This is a genomic window from Streptomyces sp. NPDC001373 (assembly GCF_042895815.1).
GTDB lineage: Bacteria > Actinomycetota > Actinomycetes > Streptomycetales > Streptomycetaceae > Streptomyces.
Genome location: NZ_JBIAWQ010000003.1, coordinates 123099 through 135964, shown reverse-complemented (window position 1 = coordinate 135964; position 12866 = coordinate 123099). Strand labels below are relative to the sequence as shown.

The 12866-nt window shown below is 72.7% G+C and carries 11 protein-coding genes; 5 read left to right on the top strand and 6 right to left on the bottom strand.

Annotated elements, in window-relative coordinates; translation table 11 throughout:
• The first annotated feature begins 5 nt into the window (after nucleotides 1-5).
• The 3 genes from ACFY15_RS08810 (at nucleotide 6) to ACFY15_RS08800 (ending at nucleotide 1888) form a co-directional block, all read left to right on the top strand.
• The gene (locus ACFY15_RS08810) at nucleotides 6-287 is read left to right on the top strand and encodes a DUF1918 domain-containing protein (protein ID WP_390825255.1); all 282 of its coding nucleotides are present in this window, start codon (nucleotides 6-8) and stop codon (nucleotides 285-287) included.
• 421 nt (nucleotides 288-708) lie between these two features.
• Nucleotides 709-1572, top strand: coding sequence for a universal stress protein (locus ACFY15_RS08805; protein ID WP_390825254.1), 864 nt, complete (start codon nucleotides 709-711; stop codon nucleotides 1570-1572).
• 109 nt (nucleotides 1573-1681) lie between these two features.
• Nucleotides 1682-1888: a hypothetical protein gene (locus ACFY15_RS08800; protein ID WP_390687074.1), complete on the top strand. Its 207-nt coding sequence runs from the start codon at nucleotides 1682-1684 to the stop codon at nucleotides 1886-1888.
• 158 nt (nucleotides 1889-2046) lie between these two features.
• Here the strand turns inward: ACFY15_RS08800 and ACFY15_RS08795 are convergent, their stop codons facing one another.
• Nucleotides 2047-3471: an RtcB family protein gene (locus tag ACFY15_RS08795; RefSeq protein WP_390825253.1), complete on the bottom strand. Its 1425-nt coding sequence runs from the start codon at nucleotides 3469-3471 to the stop codon at nucleotides 2047-2049.
• Nucleotides 3472-3575: 104 nt separating this feature from the next.
• On the opposite strand from ACFY15_RS08795, the gene polX reads away from it, so the two are divergent.
• On the top strand, nucleotides 3576-5303 hold the full coding sequence (gene polX, locus ACFY15_RS08790) for a DNA polymerase/3'-5' exonuclease PolX (RefSeq protein WP_390687072.1): 1728 nt from the start codon (nucleotides 3576-3578) through the stop codon (nucleotides 5301-5303).
• A gap of 31 nt (nucleotides 5304-5334) precedes the next feature.
• On the opposite strand, the gene ACFY15_RS08785 is transcribed toward polX, so the two are convergent.
• The 5 genes from ACFY15_RS08785 to ACFY15_RS08765 all read right to left on the bottom strand — a co-directional run bounded on the left by ACFY15_RS08785 (nucleotide 5335) and on the right by ACFY15_RS08765 (nucleotide 11508).
• Complete coding sequence (locus tag ACFY15_RS08785; protein WP_390687071.1) at nucleotides 5335-5769, bottom strand: archease; 435 nt, start codon at nucleotides 5767-5769, stop codon at nucleotides 5335-5337.
• Nucleotides 5770-6055: 286 nt separating this feature from the next.
• Entirely contained in the window at nucleotides 6056-7171 is a 1116-nt protein-coding gene (locus ACFY15_RS08780) for a Vms1/Ankzf1 family peptidyl-tRNA hydrolase (protein WP_390825252.1), read from the bottom strand.
• 560 nt (nucleotides 7172-7731) lie between these two features.
• Nucleotides 7732-9684, bottom strand: coding sequence for an ATP-dependent zinc metalloprotease FtsH (ftsH, locus tag ACFY15_RS08775; protein ID WP_390687069.1), 1953 nt, complete (start codon nucleotides 9682-9684; stop codon nucleotides 7732-7734).
• Nucleotides 9685-9806: 122 nt separating this feature from the next.
• Entirely contained in the window at nucleotides 9807-10274 is a 468-nt protein-coding gene (locus ACFY15_RS08770; RefSeq protein ID WP_390687068.1) for an Hsp20/alpha crystallin family protein, read from the bottom strand.
• Nucleotides 10275-10542: 268 nt separating this feature from the next.
• A complete protein-coding gene (locus ACFY15_RS08765) occupies nucleotides 10543-11508 on the bottom strand; it encodes a pirin family protein (protein WP_390825251.1) in 966 nt (321 codons plus the stop codon).
• A gap of 111 nt (nucleotides 11509-11619) precedes the next feature.
• Here ACFY15_RS08765 and ACFY15_RS08760 point away from each other — a divergent pair, with 111 nt between their 5' ends.
• Nucleotides 11620-12813 (top strand): methyltransferase, encoded by a 1194-nt coding sequence (locus tag ACFY15_RS08760; protein WP_390825375.1) that lies wholly within the window; start codon nucleotides 11620-11622, stop codon nucleotides 12811-12813.
• The last annotated feature ends 53 nt before the right edge of the window (nucleotides 12814-12866 follow it).

Genomic DNA, 12866 nt, shown 5'->3' with positions numbered 1-12866 from the left:
CCCCGGTGCCCATCCTGATCGAAGACAGGGAAAGCGGCACCGAACGGAGGGAGCCCCCGATGAAAGCCCATGAAGGTGACGTGCTGCGCTTCACCGGCAGGGTCGTGGGCACGCCCGAGCACCACGCCACCGTCGTGAGAGTACTCGGCCCCGACGGTGAGCCGCCTTACCGGGTGCGCTACGAAGACGGCCACGAGACAGAGATCTTTCCCGGCGCGGGATGTGTGATCGAGACCCATCCGCCATCCGGGTCCCCGGCCTGGCAGCCGCACCGGGAACGGCGGTGAGCGGCGGTTCTTCGCCGGAGCAGGGATGGAGACACGGCAGGCAGGGCGTGGCCGGCGTGCGCCCTGCTGCCCGGGGAGAGGAGGCGGCGACCGCCGGACGGTATGAGCGGCTCCGGCCATGACAGGCACCGACCGCGACGGGGTCGCGGGACGGCCGCACCGGGCCCCGTCCCGTTCAGCCAGCCCCTATGCCGGGGGCGACGGACAACGCAGGGCAGGGCGACCTTGTCAGCGGCCCGTGTGCCATCGGCGCGCGAGCGGACACGCCCGCGCCTGCAAGCCCGGTCCCGTGGCGGCCCGCATGCGCGCCAGGACGATCTGGGGTACTCCTCGGAGAGAACGCGGCGCGCCTCGGCCAGCAGGTGCCGGCGTCCACAGGTCCATCACGATCACGGCGCCATACGAGACGGAGGCGGTCGCCATGGAGCCAGTCGTCACGGTCGGCCTCGACGGCTCACCCGAGAGCATGGCGGCCGCTCGCTGGGCCGCCGACGAGGCCGGGCGTCGCAAGGTCGCGCTTCGCCTGCTGCACGCCTGGCCCATGCTGGCGCCCGAACCAGCCCGTGTCCCTGCGGAGATCGAGCAGAACTACTGGGCGAAACGCCTCGTGCACCACGCGCAGGCGGAACTCCAGGCACGCCACCCGGGCCTCGTGATCGTCGGCAGCCTGGTCGCCGACGACGCACAGAACGCCCTGGTGAAGGCGGCGTCGGAGTCCGAACTGACCGTGCTCGGCTCGCTTGGCCTGACTCCCGCCGAAAGCTACTTCATGGGCTCCGTGAGCACAGCCGTGGTGGCACACGCAGAGCAGCCCGTGGTCCTGGTCCGTGCCACGGACGGGCAGAAGGCGCCGTCACCCGCCCGGGGCGTCGTCGTCGCACTGAAACTGCACGGCCCGTGCGATGACCTGCTCGCCTTCGCCTTCGACGCCGCAGCAGCGCGCGGCGTCCCCCTCCGTCCCGTCCACGGCCGGAGCCTGCCGATCCATGCGCGCACCCCGTGGGGCGTGGACCACGGGGTGACGAAGGAGATCACGGACGACGCGCAGAGTCGGCTGGGGCAGGTTCTGGGGCCCTGGCGCGAACGCTTCCCCGGTGTGGAGGTCGCCGACGGCGTCCGGCTCCAAGGCCCCGCCGAGGCCGTCGTGCGCGCGGCCGAGGGGGCCGAGCTGCTCGTCGTCGGCCGGCGCAAGCACCGTCCCGCCCTCGCCCCGCGCCTCGGCCCGGTGACCCAGGCCGCCCTGCACCACGCCCGCTGCCCCGTCGCCGTCGTCCCCCATGACTGAGCAGACCGGCCCCGGGAAGCCGGGCAGGCAGATCGCCCGTCCGTGAACGCCGCGCCGCCGGAGCGTCCGGCGGCCGCTCTCCTCTCCCCCTTCAGGAAGGCGACCCGTCATGACCGAGAACATCGCCCCGAACGAGCACGAGCGGCTGCGCACCCTCGAAGTCCAGGTGCAGGTCCTCGCCCAGGCCGTCAAGGCACTCGCCGAAGGGTTGGAGGACATCCCCTCGCAGGACCCCGAGAGGGACAAGCAGGCGGCTCGCGGTGCCCGGCTGGCGCACGAGCTGCTTCTGTCCCAAGGGCTGGGAGCCGGCGGTTGAGGGACGCCGCCGGACGAGCGGTCCGACGTCGTCCGCGCTGCGGCAAGGCCGTCGTCGAGGCACGCCGCCCTGCGAGGTGGTCGGCCACGGGACCGGATCCGGGCCGTCACCGGTGTCCCGACCGCACGGGGCCCGCCCGTGGGTGGGTCCCCGACCGTTCATCCCTTGACGACTCCGAGCGGTACCAGGCGGGCGACCAGCCGGGCGAGTCCCGCGGCCTCCGTGGCGGCGGCCACGGCGTCGACGTCCTTGTAGGCGTCAGGGGCCTCTTCGGCGAGCGCCCGCCAGGAGGCCGGGCGGACCGCGATGCCGTGGGATTCCAGCTCCTCGTGCAGCTGCTCGCCCCGGACCAGGCGCAGCGCCTGGTGGCGGCTCCAGACACGTCCGGCGCCGTGCGCGGAGGACCAGAAGGCGTCGTTGCCGGCGGTGCCCGCCATCACGTACGAGGCCGTCCCCATGGTGCCTGGCACCAGGACCGGCTGTCCGGCCTCCGCGAGGTCGCCCGGAAGGTCGGGGTGACCGGGGGGCAGGGCCCGGGTGGCGCCTTTGCGGTGGACGCACAGCCGTCGGCGTACGCCCTCCACGTCATGGATCTCGATCTTCGCCATGTTGTGGGAGACGTCGTAGACCAGGTCCAGCTCCGCCCCGGCGGCGACGGCGAAGGCATGCCGTGCGGCCTCGCTGAGCAGCTGCCGGTTGGCGCGGCCGTAGTTCGCTGCGGCCGCCATCGCCCCGAGGTAGTCCCGGCCCGGCACGGAGACGGCCGGAGCGCAGGCCAGCTGCCGGTCCGGCAGGTGGATGCCGTAGGCGCGCAGAGACTGGTCCATGACTCTGACATGGTCGCTGCACACCTGGTGGCCCAGGCCGCGCGAACCACAGTGGATCATGACGCACACCTGGCCCGGATGCAGGCCGAAGGCGGTCGCGGTCCCGGCGTCGTAGACGCGGTCCACCGCCTGCACCTCAAGGAAGTGGTTGGCCGACCCCAGGCTGCCCACCTGCCGGAGCCCGCGGTCGACGGCCCGTTGGCCGACCTGTGACGGATCCGCCCCTGCCAGCCTCCCGCCGTCCTCGCAGCGCTCCAGATCACGGGGGACGCCCCGGCCGTGCTCCACCGCGTAAGCGGCGCCGGCGACCATGAGTTCCTCCAGCTGGGGGCGGCCGGACAGCTTCCACAGGCCGCCGGGCCCCAGGCCGCGCGGGACGGTGTCGCCGAGGATGTCCATCAAGCGCCGCATCCGGGGGGCCAGCGGGCCGCGGTCGATGCCGGCGGCCAGCAGCCGGACACCGCAGGAGATGTCGAACCCGACGCCGCCGGGCGAGACCACGCCACCGGCATCGATGTCCGTGGCAGCCACGCCCCCGATCGGGAAGCCGTAACCCCAGTGCACGTCGGGCATGGCGTACGAGGCACGAACGATTCCGGGCAGGGACGCCACGTTCGCGACCTGTTCGAGCGCCTTGTCCCCGACCGCCTGCGGGAGGAGCTCCCGGGTCGCGAAGACGATGCCCGGGACGCGCATCGGGTCCTGCCGCTCGATGCGGAACCGGAACGGTGTCTCCTGCACCAGGCCGATGTCCATGCCCGTCATCCCTCTCCGGGCCTCATGCCTTCCAGTAGACCCTCGGCGCCACGGACTCGCGCGCCGGAGGGCACATCGCGCCCCCCGTTCCTAGACTGGAAGACGTGGTCCGGCCCAACGCGGAGGTCGAGGCGCTCCTCCAGGAGTACGCGGACCTCATCGCCATCACGGGAGGCGACGCGTTCAAGGCGCGCGCCTACGAAAAGGCGGCCCGCGCGATCGGCGGTCACCCCGCCGATGTGTCCCACCTCGACGCCGCGGGCCTGCGGGAGATCCCGGGCGTGGGCCGGTCGATCGCCGAGAAGGTCGTCGAGTACTTCCGTACGGGCAAGGTCACGGCCGTCGAGGAGGCCCGGGCCAGGATCCCGGACGGGGTGCGGCAGCTCATCGCCATCCCCACGCTGGGCCCCAGGAAGGCCATGGCGCTCTACGAGGACCTGCGCATCTGCTCGGTGGACGAGCTGGCCGACGCCATCAAGGCGGAGCGACTGCGCGATCTGAAGGGGTTCGGGGAGAAGACCGAGGCGAACATCCTGCACGGCATCGCCCTCATGCGACAGGCAGGCGGGCGCATCCTGCTGAGCGCCGCCCTGGAGGCCGCCGAGGACATCGTCAGGGACCTTTCCGGGATCACCGGCTGTGAGGACTGCGCGTACGCGGGATCGCTGCGCCGCATGAAGGAGACCATCGGCGACATCGACATCCTCGTCGCCGCCGACCGGTCGGCCCCGTTCATGGACGCGCTCACCGAACTGCCCTCCACCGCCGAGGTCCTCGTGCGCGGTCCCAAGAAGACCTCCGTCCGCACCGGCGAGGGCGTCCAGCTCGACCTGCGCGTGGTCCGCCCGGACGCGTGGGGTGCCGCACTGCAGTACTTCACCGGCTCGAAGGCACACAACATCCACACCCGCACGATCGCCGTCCGTGCGGGGCTCAAGCTCTCCGAGTACGGCCTGTTCGACACCGACGGCGCAGAGCGGGTCGCAGCCCGGACCGAGGCCGAGGTGTACGCCCGGCTCGGGCTGCCGTGGATCCCGCCCACGCTGCGCGAGGACCGGGGGGAGATCGAAGCCGGTCTGCGCGGGGAGCTGCCCGCGGTGGTGACGCAGGACGACGTCAAGGGCGACCTGCACACCCATACCGACCTCACCGACGGCCTCGCCTCACTGGAGGAGATGGTGACGGCCGCCGCCGAGCGGGGCTACGCCTACTACGCGGTCACCGACCACGCCCCCGACCTGTCCATGCAGCGCATGACCGACGAGAAGGCCCTGGCCCAGCGCGAACACGTACGGTCCCTGGACGGCCGGCACCACAGGATGCGGCTGCTGCACGGCACCGAGCTCAACATCGGGCCGGACGGGGAGGTGGACTGGCCCGACGCGTTCTTGCAGGGCTTCGACCTGTGCGTGGCCTCGGTGCACTCCCACTTCGGCCTGGACCGCACGGCGATGACCCGGCGGATCGTCCGTGCCTGCGAGAACCCCCACGTCAACGTCATCGGCCACCCCACCGCCCGGCTGATCGGCAAACGGCCCGGGATCGACGCCGACCTCGACGAGGTGTTCGCCGCCTGCGCGCGCACCGGTACCGCCCTGGAGATCAACGCCCAGCCCGACCGCCTCGACCTGGGCGACGAGGACATCCTCCGCGCCAGAGGCCACGGCGTGAAGTTCGCCGTCGACACCGACGCCCACTCCGTCCCCCAGCTCGCCTACCTCCGCTACGGCGTCGGCACCGCTCAACGCGGATGGCTCACCCCCGACGACGTGATCAACACCTGGCCCCTGCGCCGGCTGCGCCGGTTCCTCCGCAAGGACCGGGCCCGCTGAGGCGGGGCGGCGACACCCCCACGGACCGCCGTCACACATCGAGCGTCACCGAGCACGTCCAGCCCTCCGGCCCGCAGACCATGACCAGATCGTGCAGCGTGACGGCCTTCGGCGCGGCCCCCGTCACCGGGAGCGACCCCGCCTCGGCCATGTGCAGAACCCCGCGCACGCCGCCGTCGACCGGGGTCAGCTCGACCTCGACCGGGACCTCGCCTTCGGTGTCGAGCCAGTACACGACCTCCTCCAGCAGGCCGACGAGCAGATCCTCGTCCCGCTGCGCCCGCACCACGACGTCCCGCTCGTGGTCTGCGACCGCCCCCGCCAGGTCCAGGAAGGAGGCGCAGGTACCCCGCACCACCTGCGCCAGGCACTCCTCGCGCGTGGAGGCCCACGCCTCCACCCGCAGGTCAGCCGTATGCGGCACACCGCGGTACCCGCTGCCTCCGGCAGCGCCGTCCGCTCTCATCACGCCCCTCCTCGCTCGCGCGCCGCGTCCGGCCGTCAGGGAAGGGCCGTGCCCCGGTCACCGCGCCGTGGCGGCAGCCCGGGCAGCACCATGGGGACCGGCGGCGGCCGGCCCCCGGGCTCCTCCCGCACCGGACGGCCGGTCCCGCACCGGACGGCCGGCGAGGCCGCGACGACGTCGACCGCGGCCGGCAGCCCCGCAGGCCTCCCCCGGCGTGGGGTGTCCGCGGAGGACACCGCCCACGCCCGGAAATAAGTGCGGGCCGGGCCGGCGAAGCCGAGCGGATTCATACGCTCCGGCACAGCGCCCCGATGCCCTGGCCCGGAGCGCCGGCGGCACCGGGACGCACGACGCGTACGTCCGCCCCGGACAGCACGGCCGACCGGACCGCCACATCGGCGAGCGGACCGCGGATCACGGGGCCGCCGACGCGGGAGGGCGCGGGGCGACGGTCCGACACGTCGGAAGCCGCCGGACCGAACCACGCCGTTCTCGGGTCGTCCGGCTCGTCGACCAGCACCAGCGTCTCCACGCGGCCCTCGGAAAGCGCGCCCAGCGTGGAGTGCACGCCTTCGACGGCCCGCCCTCCTGGAGACCGCTCCTCGGCGAACCGTCGCAGCAGCTCCCCCGTCTGCTCCTCCGACGCACGGTGAGTCTCGGCCTCGATCTGCTCCTGCCGGATCCGGGCGGATCCGTCAGGTGTGCGTCCGCCGCTCACATTGCGTACGGAGACCTGACGCCGGAGGCGGTCGGGAAGGTGCTTGGTGAGCAGCTGGAGCGCCCGCACGTCTCCGGCGAGCAGCACCAGACGGGCGGAGACCCGCGACACCGCACGGGTCAGGGCCTCGGCCGCGCGTGCGGCGTTGTGCTCCCAGGAGTCCTCCGCCCGGCGCTGGAAGCGGCCCTGGGACATTCCGCCGGGCGCGTTGCGCTCGATCTCGTCGTCGGGCCCGGTCACGGTACGCCGCACCGGCTCGGTGTCTCCGCTGAAGTACGCCTCCAGATCGGCACCGGTGCGGTCGACCAGGGCGAGGACGCGGGCCGGGTGCTCCTGGCGCCACTCCAGCAGCGGTGCCAGATGCGGCAGGGGTGCGTGGATGCCGATGTCGGCGTCCCGGTCACCGGAAAGGACCGTGGAGTAGCGGAGCTCGCCGTCGGCCGCGAAGGCCGCGAGCGTCCCGGTCCCGGGAAGCGCCTCGTCGACGCTCCGTGTCAGTACGGCGATGTCGTCCTCGCCGGCACCGAGGTCCTCCAGCCGACGGGCAAGCGCGCGCCAGCGCAGCCTGGCGTCGTCCTCCCTCTGGGGACGCGGCTCGAGCCGCAGATAGACCGAGGTCGTCGGGCCCCGCGTCTCGCACAGACTCCTGAGGGTGTCGTCGCTGGCCCTCGTCGTGGTTCCCATGCCGCGCTCCCTTGGTCGGCGGGCCCGGGTGACGCCGGTTCCCCGACGCCGGCGGGCTCCTTCGGCTGTGATCGTCATGCGTTTCGGTCGGGGCGTCCTGCCCCCTCGCCGGAAGCCGATCCTCTGGAAGGGCGCCCCGAGGAGGCGGTGCCGCTGCTGGGGCCGTTCCCCTCGACCAGTCTTCCCTTGCGGGGAGTTCACCGCTGGCACGTTCGGGGGCTGGTCCCCGGATCCCTCATTCCCGCCCGGGAACCAGCCCTCGATCGCTGAACACAGGGTCTCGGCGGATCCGGTGCTCCCGCATGACCCGAAGCGCCTCGCCCCTGTCGGCATCCGCTTCGGTCCTGCGCAGGCGGTCGGCCGTTCCACCAGGCGGGGGCATTGCCTCGTGCATCCCAATCTACGAGCCGGAGCCGGATCCGTGAGGGCCGTTCGGCCCCCGCTAGAACCCGAACGGCCCCTACCGGAGCACTACCGGGGCCCGCCCCCTGTCGCGCGCCTTCCGCACGCCCGGGATGCCGGTGGGGCCGGCGATCGGAGTCACCCGCCGGATCCGGGCCTCAGGTCGCGCCGGTCGTGGGGCCGCCCGTGGTGGTGGGCGGACGGTCCTCGTTCGCACCCGGTCGCCGACCGAGTACGTCGAGGACGACGGACCCGTCGACGGTTTCGCGGGCGACGAGGAGAGCGGCGAGGGCGTCGAGTTCCGCGCGGTGGTCGCGGAGCAGGGCGACGGCACGCTCCTCGGCCTGCCCGACCAGGCGGGCGGTCTCTTCGTCGACGATCCGCTGGGTGTGTTCGGAGTAGGGCCGCCGCACAGCCTCCTCTGCGCCCTCGCCGCCCAGGTGGTGCGGGGCTCCCACCGCGTAGCCGACGGGCCCGAGTGCCGATGACAGGCCGAATTCGGCCACCATGCGGCCGGCGATCTGGGTGGCGCCCGCCAGATCGTCGGCCGCGCCGGTCGAGCCTTCGCCGAAGACGACGAGTTCTGCCGCCCGCCCGCCGAGCCGGACGGTGAGGAGATCGGTGAGGTACCCCTCGGTGTACAGGTGCCGCTCGGCTTCGGGGAGTTGCTCGGTGGCGCCCAGCGCCGGTCCCGAGGGCAGGATCGTGACCTTGGCGACCGGGTCGGCATGCTCGCACAGCCCGGCGACGAGGGCGTGCCCGGATTCGTGGACGGCGACGGCATACCGTTCCTCGGGGAGAAGGGCGTTGGAGCTCTCCCGGCGCCCGAGCAGCACGCGGTCGCGGGCGGTGTCAAGGTCTTCGGCGTCGATGACGACACGGTCGGCGCGGACTGCGTTGATGGCGGCCTCGTTGACCAGGTTGGCCAGGTCCGCTCCGGAGAAGCCGGGCGTGGCGCGGGCCACGGTGCCCCAGTCGACGTCGGGCGCCAGGTTCTTGCCGCGGGCGTGGACCGCGAGGATCGCGGCCCGCTCGGCCTGGTTGGGCAACGGCACGGTCACGTGCCGGTCGAAGCGGCCGGGGCGCAGCAGGGCCGGGTCGAGGGCCTCGGGCCGGTTGGTCGCGGCGAGTACGACGATGCCGCTGCTCTGGTCGAAGCCGTCCATCTCGGCGAGGAGCTGGTTCAGGGTCTGTTCGCGCTCGTCGTTGCCGCCCAGCCTGGCGCCGCCGCGGCGGCTGCCGACGGCGTCGATCTCGTCGATGAAGATGATCGAAGGTGCCCGTTTGCGGGCCTCGGCGAACAGGTCGCGCACCCGGGAGGCGCCGACTCCCACGAACATCTCCACGAATGCCGACCCGGTCACCGACAGGAACGGAACCTCCGCCTCGCCCGCGACCGCCCGGGCGATGAGGGTCTTGCCGGTGCCCGGCGGGCCCACCATGATCACACCGCGCGGCCCCTTGGCCCCGGCCGCCGCGTATCGCTCGGGGCGCCGCAGGAAGTCGACGATCTCGCTGATCTCCTGTTTGACGCCCTCGTACCCGGCGACGTCGTCGAAGCCGGTGATCGGGCGCTCCGCTTCGATGATCTTGGCTTGGGAACGTCCGATGCCGCTGAGGCCGCCGGTCAGCGTCTGCGCCGTCTTGCGCCCGGTCCACAGGAAGAGCGCCAGGATGACCAGCAGTGGCAGCATGAACGCCAGCAGCGTCGAGAGCCCGCTACCGCTGCCGGTCTGCGTCGCCGTGATCTTCACGTGCTTGTTGCGCAGCTGCTGCTCCAGCGGGCTGGTGTCCAGGGCGGTGGGGATGCGAGTGGTGAATCTGGTGCCGTCCCGGAGTGTCCCGCTGACGCCGCCCTTGTCGTTGACGTCGACGGTCTTCACCAGGCCCGCATTCACCTTGCCCACGAACTCGCTGTACGGGAACGACGTCCCCTGCGAGGACGGAGCCCGCGCCACCATGACGAGAAGCGCGATCAGCAGGGCAAGGGGGAAGATCCACGGCCGCCATCCGGGGGTCGTGGGCGCCGGAGGCCTCGGCGGCTCACGCGCCGGTCCGGGCTTCGCCGACCGCGACGCGTGCCGGCCTGGCAGACGGACCCGTGTGAGCACCGGAAAGCTCCTCGATCGTGGACGGGCCTCGGCGCGGCACCCAGGGGCGGCGATGCGAGGGGGTGAGGTGGACAGCGCTGCACCACCGTGCGCCCCGAACACGGCGGAGATGTGTCCGCACGTCAGCCTGCGGTGATCTCGACGTGCCGGGCCTTGCCTGCCTCGGCCTTGGGAACGGTCACCGTCAGCACCCCGTCGGCCATCGTCGCCGTGACCTCTTCCGCCTTGACGTCGGCCGGCAGCAGCACCCGGTACTCGAAGTGGCCCGTGCGCCGGGTACTGCGCCGCAGCACGCCCATGCGCTCGCGCTCCTTGTACTCGCCGGTGATGCACAGTTCCCGGTCGCTGATCTCGACGTCGATGTCCTCGTTCTTGATCCCGGGGAGCTCAGCCTCGACCACGTAGGCGCTTTCCGTCTCATGCATGTCAGCCAGGGGGGACCACGTCCCGACGGGAGCGGCGGACGCGAGCAGCTGGTTCATCCGCTCGAAGAGTTCGTCGAACTCGCTGGCCATCGGTTCGCCCCAGCCCAGCACGGGAAACGGCCTCTCCGGAAGCCGGCCTGGCCTGTGGTGTACAGGCAGTGTCATAGCGGTTCACCTCCACGGAACGCCGGATTCGAGGGTCAGTTCCCATGCTCCGCTTCCGTGGCCCGGACGGCGAGTCGTGCACCGAAACCCTTCTGCCCGCGCCGACCGGGTGCGGATCGGACGCGCAGCGGCTCGGAACCTCCTCTCGAACCGGTGCGTTCCGTCATGGCGGGTGGCCTCTTCCGGTGGGCGAGGTTGCCGCGGGCGCGTAGGCCCGATCCGCGGCGACCGCGCGGGACCGTCGCCCGGATTCGCAGAAATCATCTGGTCAGCGGACCCTTCCCCTGGGCTTCAGGTGGGTCGGGGGGAGCTCCGGTGCCGGAATCGGAGGGCCGTCGTAGCCCTTGACCTCGCCGAAGCGGGTGCCGGTCGCCCAGTCCTCGCGGGCCTGGACGATCTCCTCGTGGGAGCGGCCGATCCAGTTCCAGAACATGACGATCTCCTCCTCGAACGGCTCGCCGCCCAGCAGCATCAGGCCCGCGTCCGAGGACGCGCGCAGCGGGAGTTCGGTGCGGCCGCATCCCAGGTAGAGCATCGAGCCCGGGAGGAGGGGGACGCCGTCGACGTGGGCCTCGCCGGACATGGAGAGGACCGCGTACTCGAAGTCCGGGTCGAGCGGGAGGCGGGTCTCGGTGCCGGCGGCCAAAGCGAGGTCGGCGCCGACGATGGGGGTGTAGGCGGTGCCCGGGGAGATCACGGTGTCCAGCGTGCCGAGGATGACCGTCGCGTTGAGTCCGGGAGCCGTGACCTGCGGGAGGTCGGGGTGGTGCTGGAAGTGCGGGGCGACGTCGCGGTGGGCGTCGGGCAGGGCCACCCACAGCTGCGCGCCGTGCAGGAAGCGGGCGTGGGGGCGCGGGCTCTCCTCGGAGTGGCTGATGCCGCGGCCGGAGGTCATCAGGCCCAGCTCGCGCGGGCGGATCGTGGCGAGGCTGCCCACGCTGTCGCGGTGCAGCACCTCGCCCTCGTGCAGCCAGCTCACGGTCTGCAGGCCGGCGTGCGGGTGGGGTGCGACCTGCATGCCGGGCTCGTCGGCGATGTCGTCGGGGCCGTAGTGGTCGACGAAGCACCAGGCGCCCACCATGCGGCGGCCGAGGTTCGGCAGGAGTCGGCGGACCTCGGTGGACTCCCCCAGCTTGACCGTGCGCGGGCTGAGGAGCTCCCGTACCGGTTCGGCCACGACGAAGCCGCGGCCGCCGCAGGAGGAGAGCGCGGGCTGGCGATCGAGATTGCTCATACGGGACAAGGTAGTCCCGCGGGGTGCCGTTGCTCCGCTCCTTTCCGCGGAACGACGCGGCATGCGGGGGCCGGCGGCCGCCTCGGCTAGCCTGGGTCCGATATGAACCGCCTGACCACGCCTTTCGGCTCCTACGAACTCACCCGCTTCCCCGCCGACCCGCGCGACCGGCTCCGCGCCTGGGACGCCGCCGACGAGTACCTGCTGCGCCACCTCGCTGCCGGAACCGGCGAGCGCGGCCCGGTGGACCTGGCCGGCGCCGGGCAGATCACCGTCGTCGGCGACCGCTGGGGTGCGCTGACGACGGCCCTGGCCGCCCACCACCCGGCCCAGATCACCGACTCCGCGCTGGCCCGGGCGGCCACGGAGGCGAACCTGGACCGGGCCGGCATCGGCACCGCCAAGTCCACGGTGACCCTGCTGACCACGCGGGACGAGCCGCCCGCGCGGATCGACGTCCTGCTCGTCCGCGTGCCCAAGAGCCTGGCACTGCTGGAGGACCAGCTCCTGCGCCTGGCCCCGCACCTGCACGCGGGCACGGTGGTCGTGGGCGCCGGTATGGTGAAGGAGATCCACGCCTCCACGCTGGACCTCTTCGAGCGGATCGTCGGACCGACGCGTACCTCCCTCGCGGAGAAGAAGGCGCGGCTGATCTTCTGCACCCCGGACCCGGCGGTGCTGGCCTCGGCCGGGAAATCCCCCTGGCCACTGACGTACACGGTGGACCAGGACGGGGGCTCGGGCGCCGGGCTGACCGTGGTCAACCACGCCGGGATCTTCTGCGCCGACCGGCTGGACGTCGGCACCCGCTTCTTCCTCCAGAGCATCCCCACCAACACCGACGGGGCCCGGGTCGTGGACCTCGGCTGCGGCAACGGGGTCGTCGGCACCGCGGTCCAGGTGGCCGACCCCGACGCCGAGGTCGTGTTCACGGACGAGTCGTACCAGGCCGTCGCCTCGGCGCGGGCCACCTACGAGGCCAACGTCCGCCCCGGCCGGCGGACGGCGGAGTTCCTCGTCGGCGACGGGGTGGCCATGCTGCCGCCCTCCTCGGTGGACCTGATCCTCAACAACCCGCCCTTCCACTCGCACCAGGCGACCACGGACGCGACGGCGCTGCGCATGTTCGCGCAGTCGCGCAAGGCGCTGCGCCCGGGAGGGGAGCTGTGGGTGGTCGCCAACCGGCACATGGGCTACCACACGCATCTGCGGCGGCTCTTCGGCAACAGCGAGGTCGTCGCGAGCGAACCGCGGTTCGTGGTGCTGCGGGCCGTCAAGCGCGAGGCGCGGCAGCACGGCGGGTGAGCGCCGGCGCACCGCCCCGCGGCCCCGGCCCCGGCCGTCGCCCTGCCATGTGA

What these genes read in the sequence shown, in the direction of transcription:
- ACFY15_RS08805 (WP_390825254.1), top strand. Translation starts at nt 709, where the DNA reads ATGGAGCCAGTCGTCACGGTCGGCCTCGACGGCTCACCCGAGAGCATG.
- ACFY15_RS08800 (WP_390687074.1), top strand. Translation starts at nt 1,682, where the DNA reads ATGACCGAGAACATCGCCCCGAACGAGCACGAGCGGCTGCGCACCCTC.
- ACFY15_RS08795 (WP_390825253.1), bottom strand. Translation starts at nt 3,471, where the DNA reads ATGGACATCGGCCTGGTGCAGGAGACACCGTTCCGGTTCCGCATCGAG.
- ACFY15_RS08785 (WP_390687071.1), bottom strand. Translation starts at nt 5,769, where the DNA reads ATGAGAGCGGACGGCGCTGCCGGAGGCAGCGGGTACCGCGGTGTGCCG.
- ACFY15_RS08780 (WP_390825252.1), bottom strand. Translation starts at nt 7,171, where the DNA reads ATGGGAACCACGACGAGGGCCAGCGACGACACCCTCAGGAGTCTGTGC.
- ACFY15_RS08770 (WP_390687068.1), bottom strand. Translation starts at nt 10,274, where the DNA reads ATGACACTGCCTGTACACCACAGGCCAGGCCGGCTTCCGGAGAGGCCG.
- ACFY15_RS08765 (WP_390825251.1), bottom strand. Translation starts at nt 11,508, where the DNA reads ATGAGCAATCTCGATCGCCAGCCCGCGCTCTCCTCCTGCGGCGGCCGC.